The 18,414-nt window shown below is 38.8% G+C and carries 14 protein-coding genes, 2 tRNA genes and 2 pseudogenes; 6 read left to right on the top strand and 12 right to left on the bottom strand.

Annotation, left to right across the window (positions count from 1 at the left end; all coding sequences use genetic code 11):
• Positions 1-25: 25 nt before the first annotated feature.
• Complete coding sequence (locus P4S71_RS19120) at positions 26-1,636, bottom strand: glycoside hydrolase family 43 protein (RefSeq protein ID WP_337151286.1); 1,611 nt, start codon at positions 1,634-1,636, stop codon at positions 26-28.
• 211 nt (positions 1,637-1,847) lie between these two features.
• Here P4S71_RS19120 and P4S71_RS19115 point away from each other — a divergent pair, with 211 nt between their 5' ends.
• The gene (locus tag P4S71_RS19115) at positions 1,848-2,888 is read left to right on the top strand and encodes a LacI family DNA-binding transcriptional regulator (RefSeq protein WP_007585144.1); all 1,041 of its coding nucleotides are present in this window, start codon (positions 1,848-1,850) and stop codon (positions 2,886-2,888) included.
• 72 nt (positions 2,889-2,960) lie between these two features.
• Positions 2,961-3,641 (top strand): annotated as a pseudogene (locus tag P4S71_RS19110) (MFS transporter); the annotation flags it as partial.
• Positions 3,642-3,671: 30 nt separating this feature from the next.
• Here the strand turns inward: P4S71_RS19110 and P4S71_RS19105 are convergent.
• The 4 genes from P4S71_RS19105 to P4S71_RS19090 all read right to left on the bottom strand — a co-directional run bounded on the left by P4S71_RS19105 (position 3,672) and on the right by P4S71_RS19090 (position 8,942).
• Positions 3,672-4,913, bottom strand: a complete 1,242-nt coding sequence (locus tag P4S71_RS19105) for a hypothetical protein (RefSeq protein ID WP_290174034.1) — start codon at positions 4,911-4,913, stop codon at positions 3,672-3,674.
• 423 nt (positions 4,914-5,336) lie between these two features.
• Complete coding sequence (locus P4S71_RS19100) at positions 5,337-6,428, bottom strand: AAA family ATPase (protein WP_337151650.1); 1,092 nt, start codon at positions 6,426-6,428, stop codon at positions 5,337-5,339.
• Between the two features lie 9 nt (positions 6,429-6,437).
• Positions 6,438-7,618 (bottom strand): IS3 family transposase gene (locus P4S71_RS19095; RefSeq protein WP_096794087.1). Its coding sequence is split into 2 segments (ribosomal slippage): positions 6,438-7,360 and positions 7,360-7,618, totalling 1,182 coding nucleotides; the frame shifts between segments, so codons are not numbered across the junction.
• A 61-nt stretch (positions 7,619-7,679) separates the two neighbouring features.
• Positions 7,680-8,942 carry an AAA family ATPase gene (locus P4S71_RS19090; protein ID WP_337151285.1) on the bottom strand — a complete coding sequence of 421 codons (1,263 nt, stop codon included), beginning with the start codon at positions 8,940-8,942 and terminating at the stop codon, positions 7,680-7,682.
• Between the two features lie 755 nt (positions 8,943-9,697).
• Here P4S71_RS19090 and P4S71_RS19085 point away from each other — a divergent pair.
• Positions 9,698-10,846, top strand: a complete 1,149-nt coding sequence (locus tag P4S71_RS19085) for a N(5)-(carboxyethyl)ornithine synthase (protein WP_096793245.1) — start codon at positions 9,698-9,700, stop codon at positions 10,844-10,846.
• Positions 10,847-11,224: 378 nt separating this feature from the next.
• Here the strand turns inward: P4S71_RS19085 and P4S71_RS19080 are convergent.
• The 4 genes from P4S71_RS19080 to P4S71_RS19065 all read right to left on the bottom strand — a co-directional run bounded on the left by P4S71_RS19080 (position 11,225) and on the right by P4S71_RS19065 (position 14,130).
• Positions 11,225-11,301, bottom strand: a tRNA-Val gene (locus P4S71_RS19080).
• 253 nt (positions 11,302-11,554) lie between these two features.
• Positions 11,555-11,631, bottom strand: a tRNA-Val gene (locus P4S71_RS19075).
• Positions 11,632-11,744: 113 nt separating this feature from the next.
• Positions 11,745-12,797: a DUF3080 family protein gene (locus P4S71_RS19070; RefSeq protein ID WP_337120452.1), complete on the bottom strand. Its 1,053-nt coding sequence runs from the start codon at positions 12,795-12,797 to the stop codon at positions 11,745-11,747.
• Positions 12,775-14,130 (bottom strand): MATE family efflux transporter, encoded by a 1,356-nt coding sequence (locus tag P4S71_RS19065; protein ID WP_337120451.1) that lies wholly within the window; start codon positions 14,128-14,130, stop codon positions 12,775-12,777. The genes P4S71_RS19070 and P4S71_RS19065 overlap by 23 nt, the downstream gene beginning before the upstream one ends.
• Positions 14,131-14,258: 128 nt before the next feature.
• On the opposite strand from P4S71_RS19065, the gene P4S71_RS19060 reads away from it, so the two are divergent.
• Positions 14,259-14,885, top strand: a complete 627-nt coding sequence (locus P4S71_RS19060; RefSeq protein ID WP_096794117.1) for a riboflavin synthase subunit alpha — start codon at positions 14,259-14,261, stop codon at positions 14,883-14,885.
• Between the two features lies 1 nt (position 14,886).
• Here the strand turns inward: P4S71_RS19060 and P4S71_RS19055 are convergent, their stop codons facing one another.
• Positions 14,887-15,090, bottom strand: a complete 204-nt coding sequence (locus P4S71_RS19055) for a CPXCG motif-containing cysteine-rich protein (protein ID WP_007375655.1) — start codon at positions 15,088-15,090, stop codon at positions 14,887-14,889.
• Positions 15,091-15,205: 115 nt separating this feature from the next.
• Positions 15,206-16,078 carry a fructosamine kinase family protein gene (locus P4S71_RS19050; protein ID WP_337151284.1) on the bottom strand — a complete coding sequence of 291 codons (873 nt, stop codon included), beginning with the start codon at positions 16,076-16,078 and terminating at the stop codon, positions 15,206-15,208.
• Positions 16,079-16,202: 124 nt separating this feature from the next.
• On the opposite strand from P4S71_RS19050, the gene P4S71_RS19045 reads away from it, so the two are divergent.
• The gene (locus P4S71_RS19045; protein ID WP_007375657.1) at positions 16,203-16,895 is read left to right on the top strand and encodes a hypothetical protein; all 693 of its coding nucleotides are present in this window, start codon (positions 16,203-16,205) and stop codon (positions 16,893-16,895) included.
• Between the two features lie 58 nt (positions 16,896-16,953).
• Here the strand turns inward: P4S71_RS19045 and P4S71_RS19040 are convergent, their stop codons facing one another.
• Positions 16,954-17,313 (bottom strand): DUF3718 domain-containing protein, encoded by a 360-nt coding sequence (locus P4S71_RS19040; protein ID WP_149614494.1) that lies wholly within the window; start codon positions 17,311-17,313, stop codon positions 16,954-16,956.
• Between the two features lie 248 nt (positions 17,314-17,561).
• Between P4S71_RS19040 and P4S71_RS19035 the strand changes: the two are divergent.
• Positions 17,562-18,347, top strand: a pseudogene (locus P4S71_RS19035) (hypothetical protein).
• Positions 18,348-18,414 lie beyond the last annotated feature (67 nt).

Genomic DNA, 18,414 nt, shown 5'->3' with positions numbered 1-18,414 from the left:
AATAATAGACTTAACTGGCGGCGATTTATTCGCCGCTAGGTTCGTCATAGTTAAAAAATGAAAAGTGAGCTTCTTTATTTTGTCCCGATAAGTCTTGGCACGCCATACCAATAAAAGCACCGGTAAAACACGGGCGATACCCTTGCGGTGATTGCTGCACGTAATCATCAGATAAAATGCTGCCATCGAGCACTGGGCCAAACTCTATCCAGCGGTTTTTTTCGGTGGCGTAGTAAAACTGCAGCTGAGCGCCATCAAAATCAGCTTTTAAGTAAACAGGTTTGTTTGTTTTAAGCAAAAGCGGTGCAACAGGCGTACTTGTTTGGTATTTATCGCAGCTTATTATATTTAAATAACGCGGTGTGGTTTCATCGCCTATATCGCCGCCGCTTATATGCAAATAGTAGTAATGTGCGGTGTTGTAATAACATACTAGCCCCGCCATTTGTTGAAAACTGCTTGGCGCAAAATCAACGCATGTGCTGCTAACAGTATGATGAGCTTGTACACGCCTGGCAATAAAACTTTGCTGATGCAATGAGCTTAAAGACTCTTTTCCCACTAGGGTGAGCGATGCTTTTTGAGTATTTTTATAGACCCAATTTTTGCACATAGGTATACGCAATGACTGAAAATCAATAGTCAGATCATCGTTACTAAAATCAATATGTGTTGTGGGTTGCGGCTGTGGATTTAGCGTTAAGCCCTCAACGGGTACGTGTATTCTCGGGGCTTTATTTGTGTGTTTTGCATAAGGCCAGCCATCGTCTTTCCAGATTATTTGCTCAATCCCTGTTTCACGCCCTGTAATGCAGCGGCCACGCTCAGATAGTGGTCTTGATGTTAAAAATACCGTGTACCAATCACCGGTTTGTGTTTGAAAAAAATCTCCATGGCCACATTTTTGTAGCGCATTACTCGGCTCGTGGGCTGCTGTAATAACGGGGTTGTACGGGTGTACTTGGTAAGGGCCAAATACGTTTTTAGAGCGCGCAATACTAATGCAGTGTTCATACCCTGTACCACCTTCAGCGGTAATTAAATAGTAGTATTCGCCGCGTTTTAAAATATGCGGGCCTTCAGTGCAACCAAGCTCTGTGCCTGCAAATATAGGTTTAACATCGCCTATTAACTTACTGGTTTTTAGGCAAAGCTCTTGCATTACTATGCCACCAAAGAGTGTGTTGTTGCGGTGATCAACCAGCATGTTTAGCAAATAACTTTTACCGTCATCATCGTGAAAAATAGACGGATCAAAACCGCTAGAGTTTAAGTAAGTCGCTTGTGACCAGTTACCGGTAATATCAGTGGTTGATACAAAATAGTTTGGTGTGTCTTTCCAAGGGCCATCAAAGCTTTTTACATTGGTATATACCAAATAAAAACGGCCATTATTGTAACTAAGTTGCGGTGCCCATACGCCGCAAGAGTCGGGCACTCCTCGCATATCGAGTTGCTCTACGGTGTTAAGTGCTTGGCCTATAAGTCGCCAATTTACTAAATCGGTAGAGTGGTGAATTTGCACACCGCCAAACCATTCAAAAGTTGAGGTGGCTATGTAGTAGTCGTTATTAACTCTGACAATGTTTGGGTCTGGGTTAAAGCCTCTTAGAATTGGGTTTTGCAACATGCTCATAATATAGGCCTTTTTAAGTTTTTTATATTATTGGGTGTGAATACTATAAATTTGTTGTTAGCGCTAACATTTTCGGTGTAGTATAAGACTTTGTCAATAAGTAATCATTTAAAACGCGCTGTAAACAATATCAAGCTTTACAATTATGTATAATGAAAATTAAGAAAGTTAATTATAACAATCCACTGATTGTGAGTAGGTAATAACAGTAATGGCCGATCCTAAAAGAGCAAGAATACAAGATGTAGCCGAGCAGGCTGGTGTATCAATGATGACAGTTTCGCGCGTGCTCAACCAAGACAAAAAAGTAAGCGACAAAACCCGCGAAAAAGTAATGGCGGTTGTTGAGCAGTTAAATTACAGACCAAATGTGTCGGCTAGGCGCCTTGCTAGCACTAAGTCATTCTTTTTAGGACTTTTGTACGATAACCCAAGTGACTCTTACATAAGCCAGTTTTTATTGGCTGCGCTTAAAAAATGCCGCGCATTGGGCTACCACCTTGTTGTTGACGAAGCGCATACCGATATTGACAAAACAATTGAATCGGTAAAGCAACTTATTGATGTTACACAGGTTGATGGCATGATTTTACTGCCTCCTATGTGCGACAACGAACAGGTTTTAGATGTGCTTACTAAAGCACAAGTACCATTTGTAAGAATAACGCCAGATACAAAATTAAATCGATCCCCTTATATATGCATGGACGATTACCAAGCAGCGTTTGATGTTACAGAGCATTTAATAAATCAAGGGCATAGCAAAATTGCACATATTATTGGCGACACTAAACAAGGTGTTAGCCGTTTGCGTTACCAAGGTTATTTAGATGCACTGCGCTCTAATAAAATAATAACGCCACCTGAGTATATAGAGCAGGGCAGTTTTACTTATCAATCGGGCATGGAAGCGGCAATAAAATTACTTTCACTTGATGATAAGCCTACAGCTATTTTTGCAGCTAACGATGACATGGCAGCCGCTGTAATCTCAATAGCTCAAAAACAAGGTATTAATATTCCAAGCGAACTGTCGGTTGTTGGCTTTGATGACACGCAACTTGCAACCATAGTGTGGCCAAATATTTCTACGGTAAAACAGCCCATTAATGAAATGGCTGAGCTTGCCATTACTTTACTAGCATCGGGACAGTATAACGATTTAAGCAATGTAAAAAGCTTAGACTTAAGACATATTTTAGATTTTGAATTAATAGAAAGAGAATCAAGCTCAACCAATAAAAATAACTAAATAAGTGAATACGCACATACTTTTGAGCTTCAAAATCTATATAAAATAACAACACACACAATATGGATACTTATGAACGAGAAAGAAAATGTACTTTTAATAGTACTGGTTTGCTTTGTTGCGACCATTGGCGGTTTTTTATTTGGTTTTGACAGCGGTGTTATTAACGGCACGGTTGATGGACTCCAAACGGCATTTGGCTCCAGTAGTGCGGGTACGGGGTTTAACGTATCGAGCATGCTAATTGGTTGTGCCATTGGTGCGTTTTGCGCAGGTCGATTAGCTGATAAATTTGGACGACGTCCAATTTTACTTTTTGCTGCAGCCTTATTTATTATAAGTGCTTGGGGCTCGGGTGTGTCAGTCACATCGTTTGAATTTGTTATTTATCGCATTTTAGGTGGCTTAGCGGTAGGGGCTGCATCGGTTATGACCCCAGCTTATATTAGCGAAATTGCCCCGGCGCGATACAGAGGCACGCTCTCTACACTTCAACAAGTGGCTATTATTTTTGGTTTGTTTAGCGCATTTGTAAGTAACTATTTTTTAGCCAACACTGCTGGCGGCTCTACGGCTATATTTTGGCTCGACTTTGAAACATGGCGTTGGATGTTTTGGGTTGAGTTATTACCTGCATGCTTGTTTTTAATCGCTTTGTTTTTTATTCCCGAAAGCCCTCGATACTTAATTATGGCTGGTAAAAAAGAGGCCGCCGCGCGTGTTTTATCGTCATTATATGGCGATGAAACTGCCAAGCGTTGCGAATCACTCTTAAATGCTTTGTTATAAATTTTGTCTACCATTGCCCAACGTGTAATCCTTTCTTATGCAATGAATAGCTAACCATCTAACAATTGGTAAAGCTATTTTGACCCGATTCGCTTCTTTTGAGTAAGGTTCAAAGATTGCGACATTTTTCCCTCTCCGAGTTTTTTTGGAGTGGACTATCGCACAGCGCAATTCGTAGAGCCACCTAGTCAGTTCAGCGGTTAAATTGCTGCTATTCACTTTTAAAGCATCAATCACAACACTTGAAGACGTTGTAATATCTTTCGATAACTCAGCGACTTCAGCTTGGGGTAAATTTGCTATATATGCTTTTATATCAGCTTCACAAACAAGGTACTGAACTACGGCTTTAAGTTGATCTCTTTCAACTCGAGCATTGATGTTAAGTAATGTCGGCGCTTCTTCAAAATAGTATTCAAGAACATTGTAATAGCCAACAAAACTACCCAATGGTTTTTTATCATTCAAACCCGAAAAGTAATACGATAGAAGCAGCGGATTATACAGCTTGGTACAAGTTACTTTTTCTATAGGTAAATCCACATCTAGCTCGCTACCATAAGAGCTAGATAAAGTGTGATAGTCAGCATTTTTGTCAAGATTTCTCAGCCAATCAAGGCGTTCGGCTTGGTGCAAATCTAGTAGTCCTTCACCTAACTCAAATATACGCTTCTTGCCAAAGTAGCCATCTCGATGCTCATTTGGCATTACTTGGATCATGACTTTTTTAAACAATAACTCATGCATCTGGTCAACGTAGCTTTCGATAATTGGGGCAGTATAGTTCTTAGGTATACACCAATCGCTCAACCCAACATTTTCGTCGATAGGTTCAACACTTTTTACCGTTGGATCATTCCCTTCATCTAAAATAAGGGCGCCAGTGTTGGCTTGGTCATAGTGATGATATATCTCGTTATAATCATCTTTCCAAAACACCACCTCACTTATCTTCGTGGTCATACGAGAGGTTAGGTTGATAGTACTATACTCGAATAAGTAGTTATCTATGAGGTACTCTACTTGATCATCCGACAACTGAGGAGCTGATATGTCGAACTTAAGAAGTGCGACTGAATCAAGGTTCTTTAGGTAATAAAAAGCTTGGCTTGTTAAAATAGGTTCCCCATGAATTGTAGGGTGAATAATCATCTCATGCTCTAAGCCTTCAAAATAGATGACTTTCTCAATCCCTCTCCCATTGGAAACAGCAAATTTTAAGTTTCTTGATGCCACAGTGGCTAACTCCGATAAATTTATAACAATTTAATATCGACCCAACGGGTCGTTTCCATGACTATAGAGGCAAGTTTCTAGTTATGAAAAAAAGAAGAGGAATTCAAAAACTTCAACGTCCGTTGTTCGCTCACAGCAGGCTTCAGGAAAGTGCCAAAAGCGGACTATGGTACATTACACCATGCACGGTGCAAAACTTGACTCCCTAGAGATATACGTGCCAGTGAGGTTTAACCCTTCAAACCACAGTGATGTGGTTAGTCTTACTTTATCTCAGACCTCAAAAGTGGCAATAGATTGGCCATAAACTGAACCTAGAACATGGAACAAAGAGTATAATGAAAAATAGCCAAACTTGCCATCTGTCCAGTGTAACTAATTGAATGGTATAAAAGCTGAGCATTTGCTCAGCTCTCTTATGCTTTACATGCGGTTATAAATCAAATCCATCATATTAGTTGCGGTATTTCGAACATCTTCAATATTCACCTCCATCAACTCGTGCATTGGTGGGTTTAAAGTTGTTCTAAAAGAATGAATCTCGTTTGCTACTGCCTCAGTTATAATGCCATTGTTCTTAAGGGTATCAATACAAGTTGAAAAATCTGTTTTCAAAGTGGCTCCATTGGCTCTGAGTTGCTCCTTGTATCGATGGCGAAGCTCTGTTTCTAAGAACGGTCTAAGTTTCATTATTTTGTTGTCTTGGGTTTCATGGTTTATAAACGTAGTGATTTCGTTGTATGTGTCATCATGCTCCGTCGCTGTCATCTCGGCTTCTGTAGTAGCAGCAAAGTCCGAACCATTCGTTACTTTTACAATTTTTAGTGCGCTCGTATTAGCGAATTTCTTAATTGCTGTAGCGGCCATTCCACGGTAGTGAGTTGTAATGAACAACTGCTTTATAGTTGGCGAAATCTCATAGAGCTTATTTAAAATGCTAGAGATTCGCTCATTATCAAAGCTGGTCACAGGGTCGTCCATTACCAATATGGCTTTGGCTTTATCCTCATTTGAAAGCTTGTTAATTTTAGCTAGGTAGATGCACAGCGCCAAAGCGCGTCTATCAGACTCGCTGAACAGGCAGGTCATCTTGTTTCTTGGAATAGTTGTGCCGTTGAAACTAACTTCTAAGTCATAGACTATTTTTCTACCACCATTATTTTGCTTTCTACTGATATTAAAGTTTCGAGAGCCAAGGCTTTGGAATAGTAAGTTAATCTCGTCAAAGTAGTTATCTAGAAACTCCTCTTGTGATACTTCTAATGTTTCCTTGTTGTTGTTGTATGTTTCTTGGTCTTGTCCCGCTTGAGTGGCAAGTTGCCTATAAGTTGCACATTTTCCTTCTAACGTATGACGTAGCTTTTTATTTTCAAGTACTTTCTGGTTCGTATTTTCAGCAGTTTTAGTAGCAGTTAGCGCCGCAGAATCAAGACCGTCTTTAAACTCAACAAGCTTTTCATTTATAGATTCGATTACGACCTTATAGGCTTCTTTGGCATCATTAAATGAGTCTATCTGTAGTGGTCAACTAATTTTGGCCACAGTTTTAGAATCTTGATATCTAACCTCAGATTCATTTGGTGCTAAACCGGCATTATAATGATGCGGCCTAACATTGTTGTAATATCCATTTATGTAATCACTCACGCTATATTTAGCGTCTATAAAGTTTCCATATCCAATCTTTGGCATCCATTCCGTCTTAAAGCTTCTAAAAAATCGCTCCATTGGCGCATTATCCCAACAATTTCCACGTCTACTCATACTTTGTGTGATTTTATAGCGCCATAAACGTTGGCGATATTTTAAACTTGTATAATGGCTACCTTGGTCTGAATGGAACATGAGTCCTGTCGGTTTCCCTCTGCTTTCATATGCGAGTTCAAGCGCTTTTAGCGTTAAATTAGTATCTGGTGACAACGACATTGCCCAGCCAACCACTTTGCGTGCAAATAAATCAATAACCACGGCTAAATAAGCCCAGCGATTGCCTGTCCAAATATACGTCACATCACCGCACCACACGGTATCCGGCTCAACAACATCAAACTGTCTATCAAGCAGGTTTGGGATTTCAAGGTGTTCATTACCACCACGTTTATATGAATGTTGAGGTACTTGGCAGCTTTCGAGCTTTAATTTAACCATTAGCTTAGCTGCACGATAACGGCTCAATTCAAAATCATTGTTCGTTGCTATCGCTGCGATTGTCCGTGCCCCTGCTGAACCACCACTCATCGCATGTATTGCTTTTACTTCAGCCTCTAACCTTGCTTGCTCAGGTGTCGGCGCTGTATCCCGTATGGCCCAGTACTTATAGCTGCTGCGATGCACATTGAATACGCTACACAGCAGACTAATTGGATAACGCTCTCGTTGATTTAACTTCTCGATTAACGAGAATTGTTCAGGGAGTCGGACATCAAGAGAGCGGTAGCCTTTTTTAATATATCCTTTTCTAATTCAATGCGTTGGATTTGCTTTTTAAGTTCGCGGATTTCAATTTGTTCGGGCGTCATTGGTGACGCTGATGGTGACTGACCATTGCGTTCTAGCTTTAATTGAGTAACCCACTTACTTACGGTTGATTTACCCACCCCCATCGCTTTTGCTGCGTCTTCTTGCGTATAACCTTGGTCTACTACAAGCTGAGCCGTTTCTAATTTAATTGCCGCTGAATATGTTGCGCGTTTTAATTTCGTCATTTTTTCACCCAAATTTGTATGCTTATTAGCATAACATTTCTTTCTTAATGGGAGGCCAAAATCACTGTACCACTACAATCGCCGACTGTAGAGGCGAGAAATCAATTACTTCAACAGGGTCGTATGCTGTTTCGATTTTAACATTTAGAAGCTCAAAAACTTGAGGCTTTAACTCATTGTGTTTTTTGCTTAACTGTTCAATCGATCCCTTAACTACATCATACATATCTTCGACAAGCGGAATCAGCTCCCCTATTTGCTCAGTCACGGATTGTTCAGGGTATAGCTCAAGTATTCCTTTATTTTCTTCGTGAATCCGATTAATGGCTTGCTCATCAATTGTAATCAATTGCTTAGTCAGTAGTTGTGTAGCACTTGCTTTGGTTTCCTTAAGGAAGTTAGAAAATGCTTCATTGAATGCAACTTTGTAGCTTTCGATTAGTTCTAATGAATCGCCTTGAAGCTCTTGACCGCAAAATGGACAATTTTCATCTAAATGAGTCAGACCACTAGAAGCCCAGCCTTTGAAACCGTTTTGCTCTTTTAGGTGTTCCATGTGTGCTTGCACTAAAACTTTTGCGTCGGTGTGAGCTTCTTCCATGCTAGTAGCTAAGCATTCATTGATTTCATCGCTTGTCGCTGTGATATCAAAAGTAGTAGAAATATCTTTTAAGTTCTTTCGTGCTTTAGATTGAGTGACACTACTAATCTGCACCGTTAATGATTCTTGCTCAGCGATAGATGCGGCAATTGCAATATTCAGCTCTTCAATAGACTCTGTTGGAAGTTCAGAAGCAACGAATGTTGCTACATCGGTGATACCGCACACTTCTAGTGCAGCCTTAGCTGTTCGTAAACTTACATTTATATTAGCCAAAGCCTCTTTCTCTGCTCTGAGGGCTTCAAAACGCTCGGTATTTTCTTCACCTAGAATGAAGTTTGAAATGTTCTCTGAGTTTTCGCGGTTATTAACCGTACCGCTCATTACATTTCGATGAATGAAGTTGTGGTCAAAGATATGCAGTTCGCAATCAGCAGGTAATCCTGGTGCCCAAGTTTCGTCTGCAAACACAGAGATTGGCGCGTTATCGAACTGAAATTCGACTTTCATTGCATTAGCCACTGCTCCTTGCCTTGGTATAGCTTTGCGGTCTTTGATTAGTTCTGGGTTGTTCGACGCTAGAGAATAAAAAATGTCACACAGCGTACTTTTACCATTTCGGTTTTCACCATAGATTATGTTCACGTCAGAAAATTGCGTGTTACCAGCTCTTGCGCTGTGATAGCTACCGATGCCTTCAATTTTTCGTATTCTTCTTAGCATTTTTATACCCATTTAGTGTGTGATGTTTCATGCTACCATAGAGTTATACCTAAGAAACTGTTCCTAAACATGTTCCTAAACATAAATTATCAATTTGAGCTTCCAGCGAAGCCGAGCAAATTCGTACCGTTGTGTAAGACGATTCTGATTTGATAGTAACTAGGTGATTTTTACATTTTACTAAGTGATATTGGCTTACTTACTCTAATCCAATCCTGTAGATTCTTGGTTGAAACTCTAGCTCACTTCTGTCCAAAAATGATTTTGTTCGACTGTCTGCTCTCCCCTCAAAGCCACCCTTAGAGCATTTACGTTAACTCGTTTTGGGGCAGAAATGAGTTAAACCGGAAAGGCAGCTTCTGGCACATAGCCGGAGTTGATGTTAAAGCCAAACGTTCAGCTAACCCAATACAAAGCAGATTAAACCTGCTCTACAGAGTAAATCACTAAGGTAAAACCTCAGTAATTAGCGAGTACTCCTTTTATTTCAGTCTGAGATACCCAAGTTAGCAATACTTATTTCTGATATACTCAGTCAGCACTTTTACTCAAAAGGTAATAGGCTTCAGCTTGCAACTCAATGCAAGTTAACTCACTGCTCTTCATTATTTATTGTCAAAATTACACCTTTGTAAAATAGAGTTGGTTCATCCGAGCCAAAAACGTACAGAAAAAAACACCGCCTAAGTTTATTGGCGAAGTATGATTATTCGCTGATGAACTCAAGCGTACTTACTTTATAAACAGGACTTAGCATGAGTGAATTAACTATCGGCGTTATCGGAACATCCCGCAAGACAGATGAAAGACGGTATCCTATTCACCCAGAGCATTTATTACGAATTCCCGAAAATCTTAGAAAACAAATGGTGTTTGAACAAGGCTATGGCACCGCTTTTAATGTTAGCGATGAATATATTGCAACATTAACGGGTGGCATTGCATCGCGCAGCGAAATACTTACCCATATTGGCACGGCCATTATTGCAAAGCCTGTACTTGCTGACTTAGAAGAAATGCGCGAAGGAGGCACTATTTGGGGTTATGCCCACTGCGTTCAACAGCATGAAATAACACAAGCGGCGATAGAGCGTAAACTTACCTTAATTGCTTTTGAAGATATGTATGTGTGGTCACCAAACGGAAATGTAGGGCGCCATACTTTTTATAAAAACAATGAAATGGCAGGGTATTGCGCTGTAATACATGCATTGCAACTTAAGGGTATTGATGGTCATTATGGCGATCAACGTAAAACGATTATATTTAGTTTTGGTGCAGTGAGTAGAGGCGCTATTTACGCTCTTAAAGCGCATGGCTTTAGAGATATTACAATTTGTATTCAGCGCCCTGATCACGAAGTGCGTGAAGAAATATTAGATTGTCATTATGTTAAGGTACGAGAAGGTGTTGAAGGAGAAGCTCGTATGATGGTTGTTGAGCATGATGGGACTAATCGACCACTTAGCGATCTTATTAGCGAAGCCGATATTATCGTTAACGGGACTTATCAAGAAACAGCTCATCCGGTTAACTTTGTAATTGAATCAGAGGCCGACTGCTTAAAACCAAACAGCTTAATTATTGATGTTAGCTGTGATGAGGGGATGGGATTCTTTTTTGCAAAGCCGACAACGTTTAAAAACCCTTTATTTCGATATAACAACACGGATTATTATGGCGTTGATCATACACCGAGTTATTTATGGGAAAGCGCGACGCGTTCAATTTCTGCGGCGCTCATAGTTTATTTACAAACGATACTTAAAGGTACTTTGCAGTGGCAAAAAGATGAAACCATTCGCCGTGCAATAAACATTGAGCAAGGAATAATTAAAAATACGGCTATTTTGGCATTCCAAAACCGCGAAAATATTTATCCTTATAACGTAATAACACAATGATTAAATCTATCTCTAATCTAATTTTACATAAGATTAATTAGGGGTGTGCACTTCGTCTTAATGTAAGTAATTTTAAGGCGAAGTGTTTGTTGACTGATAGTAAAACTGGAGAACTTAAATCTTAAAAGTTTTGATAAAAAGAACACCCACAATTTATAAGGCTACCTGATATGCTTAACAATTGTGTGGATTCGAACTGCTGATCTTTGGACTGGGTGATCAAGAGTAGGGAGTGCTTTTCTTCGGTTTTTTTAGTTTTTTTGATTACTTTGAAGTGGTACGACTGAGTGGATTCGAACTGCTGACCCTTGGACCGGGTGATCAAGAGTGGGTAGTGCTTTTTCTTTCAAATGTACTTTATTTATTTTACTTAAATGTTGGTACGACTGAGTGGATTCGAACCACCGACCCCTACCATGTCAAGGTAGTGCTCTAACCAACTGAGCTACAGTCGTACAATTTTTGAGGTTTAACTTAAATAGATTTACTCTTTAAGTTAAGAATAAATGTTGGTACGACTGAGTGGATTCGAGTTACTGACCCTTGGACCGGGTGGTCAAGAGTAGGTAGTGCTTTTTCCTTCAGATGTACTTTTATTTATTTTACTTAATCGTTGGTACGACTGAGTGGATTCGAGTTACTGACCCTTGGACCGGGTGGTCAAGAGTAGGTAGTGCTCTTTCCTTCAATTATACGTTTCATTAATGTTGGTACGACTGAGTGGATTCGAACCACCGACCCCTACCATGTCAAGGTAGTGCTCTAACCAACTGAGCTACAGTCGTATTACTTTATTTAAGTAAGTGTTAATTGCTTAACAACGGCGGCTAATATATAGCGTGGCGGGTGGTGAATCAAGCAAGTTTGTTGTTTTTAAGTTTATTTGCCGTTTTTTTATTCATATTGGGCTTATTTCACACGTTTTATAAAATTTTTGCCACCAAACTACATGCTCTACTGCTGAGCCTTTTAATTGATTTAGTAAATTGTTGGGTGAGTTTTCGTCTATTAAATAATTAATTTGCTTAACCGTTATATTTTCTTCAAACCAAAGTCGGTTGTAAAGTGGTTGTAATACTTCAAGGTATCCGGTCAGTTGTGCTTGGTATGGCTGAATTTGTTTTAAATAATATTTTTGAAATACATTACTTATTATTTTAGCTTCTTTTTTATTTTTACCCGTAGGGCAAAGATCGCCGAAGCTTATTGTTTTTACAAACTGTGTTGCGCTGTTGTTGAGTGCTATTTGTTGCCTAGCGGATTGAACAAGCGCTTGGTTAAATCTGTATTTGTTGAGTTGCTCTAATGCATTAAACAGGCTGTCAGTATTAACTTGACTAAATTGCTGAGATTTTATCTGTTTCTTTATAGTAACAAGTTGCGTAAGCGCCTCCACAGTGTCGCTATACCCTGCAGGTTGCATTGAAAGCTCGTTTGAAGTGAGTAACCAAGTACGATTAAGCTCAGGCTCTTTAAATAGCATGGTATTAAAGTAGTGCATTAAGTGTGCTTGCTTTTGATTTTTTGCGTCACTTATTTTGCTATAAATAGCGGTATTGTCATCAAGTGTATTTAAGCAATTATCAGCGCTTTGAATGAAATTAATTTGGTACTTTAGTTGGCTCGCCGCAGTTGCTGTTTTGCCAAGTTGATTATTGTGCTCGCTTATAAGTATATTAAGCCTACAGCGGGTAAGCCCAGCAAGTTCAACTATGCTTAGGGTAATTTTGCTCTCGCTGAGCACTGACGGTCTTGTTAGTTTTAATTGCTCAAGCACTACCGGTGTAATGGGTGAGGTGTTAAGTGTGTCACTTAAACGCGTTATGTAGGTATTATTTATTGAGCTAGGTGCTTTACTGCAACTAGTTAGCGTAAAAACGCTCACTAGCAGCAATATAACGACTGGTAGTGAGCGCTTTATTATTAATTTACTCGGTAATGAATGGTTCACGTTTAAAGCGCTTATTTACTGTGAGTATCAACAATACGGCGGCAACGGTTAGCCCGACTATTATTCCGACCCAAAAACCGTGTGGCCCCATTGCTGGCACTATTATGTCTGTTCTTGCCAATACGTAACCTAAGCTAAAGCCGATTAACCAATACGATATAAAGGTTATATAGGAAATAGGTGCTGTGTATTTTAAACCCCGTAATACACCGTTTGCGGCTACTTGCAGAGCATCAGGTAGTTGATAAACACAGGCTAAAATCATAATTGAGGTAGCAAGGGCAATTACTTCGGGACTATCTGTGTACAACTGGCTAATTAAATCACGACCTGTAAATGTAATAAGTGCTAAAAACAGTGCGATAACAATCGCTAAAATATAACTGGTCGATACGGCGATCCTTAATTGCTTTAAATGATTTTGACCATATAGATTACCAATACGGATACTAATAGCGATAGAAAGGCTTAGCGGCATCATAAACAATAATGTAGTTACACTGGCTGCTATTTGATGCCCCGATACAGCCACAGCGCCTAAATGCGCTATAAATAGAGGAATACAGGCAAATAAGGTTACTTCAAAAAAGGTGGCTAATGAAATTGGAATACCTAATTTTGTAATAGTTGCAATGGTGGCTAGGTTAGGTTTTTCAAATGGAGTAAGCAGGCCTTTAGCGTCTACTTTTTTACTTAGTTGGCAGTAAGTCACTTGTGCAATTGCCATAACAGTTAAAACAATTGCTGTTGCAATACCACAACCCGCGCCGCCGTAGGCAGGTAAACCAAACAAACCATTTATAAAAATATAATTTACCGGAATATTCACAGCTAAACCCAGCAAGCTTATGTAAAAAGCGGGCTTAGTCATGCCCATGCCTTCGGTCATGTTTCTATAAGTGGTAAAAATTAAAAAGCCGAATACACCCCATTTAACAAAATGAATGTAGTCAAAAGCAAGGCTTGCAATTGCTGGGCTGGTATCGAGCCTTAATATAATTATGTCAGCTAGATAAGTGATACCGAACCCTATAGCACTCAATAGTACGGTTAAATAAAGGGCTTGTTGAAAATAATGGCTAATACCTTTTTTGTCATTCGCACCTGCGTACTGTGCAATGATACCGGTGAGCGCTAATAAAATGCCTTGTAATGCAAGTAACAAAGGATTCCAAATACCTGTGGCAATAGACAGTGCCGCTAAATCTGTAGGACTTACTTGACCGGCCATAATAGTGTCGACCACCGACATTAAAACAAGGGTAACTTGAGCTAAAAAAACAGGAAGAGCAAGAGAGAGTAAGCGTTTAGCTTCCCAATTACAAAAGGTCATAAAAACAGCTATTTAATAAAACAGAACACAATTGTAATCTATTGTGTTTCAAATAAAAATCTCAGTAGTGAATGATTTTATTAGTTGATACGTTAAACTATCACTTTGTAATAATTTTAAGTGATTTTATGTTTACAGGAATAGTGCAAACGCAAGCAACAGTGGTTTCTAAAACTCAAACAGCCGGCGTTCTACGTTTAGTTATATCGGTAAGTGATGAATATGCAAGACACCTAGATTTAGGCGCAAGTATAGCTATTAACGGGTGTTGCTTAACTGTTGTGCAAGTTGAATTAAGTAACCATGATGTGGTGGCGCAAGTACATTTTGATGTGATTGACGAAACCCTAAAGCTAACTAATTTAGGGTTGCTTGAGCTAGGCAGCTTAGTTAATTACGAGCGCTCAGTTACGTTTGGTACTGAATTGGGTGGGCATATAGTGTCTGGGCATATTCATTGTACATCATACATATCTCAAATTGTGAAGCTTGAGAATAACTGTAAAATTCAATTAAGCTTGCCAAAAGAGTGGAAAAAGTATGTGTTATATAAAGGCTTTGTTGCTATAAATGGCGCAAGCTTAACCGTGGGTGAAATTGACGAGCAAGGATTTTGGTTACACCTTATTCCCGAAACGCTCGCTATTACAAACATTGGTGCAGCACAAGTAGGTGATAAGCTAAATATTGAAGTAGATCAGCAAACTTATACTATTGTAAACACGGTAGAAAATTACTTACGCCATCAGGTTTAAATTAAAATATTTGTTCGTCGTCGCTGTCTACGTGTAGCTCTAATTTATTGTTAGCATAGTCTATATGCATGTTTAAATGAATTGGGTTACAGCAGGCTGCACAGTCTTCTATATAATCTTGATCGCCCATACTTGCATCTAAGTCTAAATGAATGTGGTGTCCGCAATGTGGGCAGGCGATTCGTTGTGACAAAAAGTCTTTCATAATCACTCCAGTTATAAATAATTAAGTGGTTGCAAATAACTCTAGCAAAAACTTAATGGATCAAAGCTGAACTCCTTACTTTACTAAATATAGTCGGTCTGGAGGATTGTGACACTTATTTTACATTGGTTGCTGTGAGCATTTCTATATGTTGTTTTGCTTCAGTGAGATAGTGTCCAGCAAAAATGTTAGCGTGATTTAAAATTGGGTATAATTGATAAATCAATTTTCGTTTTTGATAGTTTTGCGAAAGCGGATATTGCTGATTGTAGGCAGTATAAAAATTTTCAGGGAGCGGGGCAAACAACTCGCTCATCGCAATATCAACTTCCCGATCACCATAATAACAAGCTGGATTAAATACGGTTGGAAGCATATTGATAAACCCCATGTTTCCGCGCCAAAAATCACCGTGCAGCAATGATGGCTCTACTTGATGGCTATGGAGTTGTTCTTTTACCGTATTTATTAAGCGTTCGGGTTCAACAAAGTTAATGCCTTTTTCAGCGAGTAACTGTAATTGCCAGCCGATACGTTCTTCGGCATAAAATACGTCCCATTTTTTATGCCAGCGGTTAGGTTGTATGGTTGTAGCTAAATAATTGTCTACATCAAAACCAAACATAGCCTGTTCATGTATGGAGTGCATTTTAGCCAAGTTTTTACCCATAGCAGACCACGTATCATGAGGTTGTTTATCAAGTACTAGCCATTCTAAAACGATAAACGAAAATTCTATGTTAGCACCTGTTACAATGCAATCGGGCACCATAAATACACTATTTTGTGCTAAAAGTTCTAAACCGATAGCTTCACTTTCAAAACGTTCCAGTTCATTTTTTAATGCTACTTTTACTAAGTAGTTTTGTGTACCGTTACTTAAATGAAATAGTTTATCGGAGCTGGAACTTTGTAGTTGGCGTTTGTGGGTGTGTTTAAAATCATAATGAATAGCTTGGCTGATGTGCTCGTTTACTGTTTTCCACATAACAATTGCTCACCTTTTAAACAGATAGTTAAACTATGGCAAAAAGGAATTAATTTAACAATCTAAACGTTGTAAAATTAACGGCTATATTGCATAAAACTACATTTACTGTAATGGAGTAAGAATGAACAAAAGTTTAATAACCAATTCGCTAGCAGGTTTATGTGTTGTTGTAGGTTTTGTGTTTAACCAAGCAATTGTGCTATCTGTTGGTTTATTTGCACTTTCTGGCGCGGTAACTAATTTATTGGCTATTCATATGTTATTCGAAAAGGTTCCGTTTTTATATGGCTCAGGCGTTATAGCACTTAAATTTGAAAGTTTTAAAGTGGCCATAAGAAACTTAATATTAACGGAGTTTTTTTCAGAGCAAAAAATTAATAATTTACTAAATAAAGCGCAACCAAATATTGATTTTGAGCCAATAATTAGCAATGTTGATTTAAACCCTGCTTTTGACAATTTGTTAGAAGTAATAGAGCAATCTCAGTTTGGCAGTATGCTAGGAATGTTTGGCGGTACAGCGGCAATAGAGCCAATGCGTGAAAAGTTTATTGAAAAAATGCAACTGTCGCTTGGTGAGATCTCTCAAACTGACGATTTTAAAGCATTAGTAACCCAAACACTTTCACAAGGTAACAGCGCAGAGAGTTTATATAAAACGGTACTTAAATTAGTGGATGAGCGCTTAGATGAGCTTACCCCTAAGATGGTGAAAGAGATTATTCAAACTATGATCCGCGAGCATCTAGGCTGGCTTGTTGTGTGGGGCGGTGTGTTTGGTGGTTTATTTGGCTTAATAGCGGTGATTATCTAACTTAAAATGAATTAAGCAAGTGGTTTAACAGCCTGCTTAATTGCTTTTTAGCTGCCATTTATTTAGGGCTTGTAATAATAGTTACTGTAGGCATGTTTACTTTGGCTAAATCTTTAATTGATGTGCGTGTTGTCGCTTCAATATTTAGATAATTAGCGCTTTTATTTAAATTATAGAGTGATACAAACTCTGTTATTGGTAAGTTATTACATTGCAGTTTGTTGATGGCGGCTTTACTGGTACGTAAATCACGCAGTGTTGCACGCAATTTATAGGCTTTATTAGACGCAACAGCCATACAAGCCTGTGTACCTGGGCTTGTATCTGCAGCAACAAATTTTGCTGCTAAAGTTGGTGTTGTAATAAGTGCCGCGCTTAATACTAAGCCGGTATATAAAGTTGCTTTTAATATGTTCATAATTTATTCCTCATTATTTTCGGGTGCAGGGTAAGTATTAAACGAATTGAATAAAAAAGCTGTTAACCAAATGCAACAAGCTGTAAGCAAGTATGTGATTAATACACACTTATAATTAGATGTATGAATTAATAGCAATTTAAGTATGTTTTTTGACACACTTATATAAATTTTTTTATTACAGCTGATTTATTTTTTCAGGCTGTTATTATCGCCCCCATAATTTAGTCGTGTTTTTAGGAGCAACGGTGAGCAAAACGTTAGCCAGTTATTATCAGCAAGCATACGCTTGCGTTCAGCAGCATTTTAACCAGTGTTTTTATTGTGGTTGTGAAGCAACAGAGCGCGACCATTGTCCGCCATTGCATATGCTACAAAGCATTGTTGATTTAGGTGAAGAGGCTGACTTTATCTCTATCCCTGCGTGTTATGAGTGTCATGCACTTTTACATAACGAAAGACTGATGACGATTGATGAGCGTTTTACCAAGCTTAAAAAAAGCTCTCAAATAAATATGCTAAACCACTGCGCGTTTATAACATGTGGGAAGAAAGCGAACTTGGCGACATGAGCGACGAGTTTGCCCATAGTATTAAAGCGGGTATGAAATTAGGAAAAGAAGCCGCTGAGCGTTTAGCCTTTACGGGTTTTAGCTACGCCACAGAAGATGCCAAAGTAGCAGTGCGTGAAAAAACGAAAGAGTTTGATGTAGAGGGCATGATATTTACCGACTTTAAAGAAGCGCTAAATTACTGCATTAATGATTTAAACGTACAAAAAAGTGACTTTTATAAAATTTTGGTTGAAGACTACCAAGGTGATTTTAATAAAGCATTGAGCCAGTATCGTCACCGTCATGACAAAGTAACTGCAGCTAAAGACGGTAATACACTTATTAAAGATTTTTCAAAGCTACATAAGCAAAACTCTGATTTTGTAACGCGTACGGTAAAGCACTTTATAAGCAAAGACCCCTCGCTTACCACCGAAGGTGCGCTTGAAAAAGTTGTATAACAATTATATAAAGAAATAATTACAGATATTCATCTTAATTAACTGCGTTTTCACCTGTTTTTTTGGCTTTATTCCTTAGCTTTCGC

The organism is Pseudoalteromonas sp. B62 (assembly GCF_037162565.1).
Classification (GTDB): domain Bacteria; phylum Pseudomonadota; class Gammaproteobacteria; order Enterobacterales; family Alteromonadaceae; genus Pseudoalteromonas; species Pseudoalteromonas fuliginea.
Note: the sequence above shows the minus strand (reverse complement) of the source record. Positions and strands in the feature narration are given on the sequence as shown.

Bases quoted from the DNA above. Each gene is read 5' to 3' on its own strand.
- P4S71_RS19120 (WP_337151286.1), bottom strand. From the start codon at position 1,636: ATGAGCATGTTGCAAAACCCAATTCTAAGAGGCTTTAACCCAGACCCA.
- P4S71_RS19115 (WP_007585144.1), top strand. From the start codon at position 1,848: ATGGCCGATCCTAAAAGAGCAAGAATACAAGATGTAGCCGAGCAGGCT.
- P4S71_RS19090 (WP_337151285.1), bottom strand. From the start codon at position 8,942: ATGCTAAGAAGAATACGAAAAATTGAAGGCATCGGTAGCTATCACAGC.
- P4S71_RS19085 (WP_096793245.1), top strand. From the start codon at position 9,698: ATGAGTGAATTAACTATCGGCGTTATCGGAACATCCCGCAAGACAGAT.
- P4S71_RS19065 (WP_337120451.1), bottom strand. From the start codon at position 14,130: ATGACCTTTTGTAATTGGGAAGCTAAACGCTTACTCTCTCTTGCTCTT.
- P4S71_RS19060 (WP_096794117.1), top strand. From the start codon at position 14,259: ATGTTTACAGGAATAGTGCAAACGCAAGCAACAGTGGTTTCTAAAACT.
- P4S71_RS19055 (WP_007375655.1), bottom strand. From the start codon at position 15,090: ATGAAAGACTTTTTGTCACAACGAATCGCCTGCCCACATTGCGGACAC.
- P4S71_RS19050 (WP_337151284.1), bottom strand. From the start codon at position 16,078: ATGTGGAAAACAGTAAACGAGCACATCAGCCAAGCTATTCATTATGAT.
- P4S71_RS19045 (WP_007375657.1), top strand. From the start codon at position 16,203: ATGAACAAAAGTTTAATAACCAATTCGCTAGCAGGTTTATGTGTTGTT.
- P4S71_RS19040 (WP_149614494.1), bottom strand. From the start codon at position 17,313: ATGAACATATTAAAAGCAACTTTATATACCGGCTTAGTATTAAGCGCG.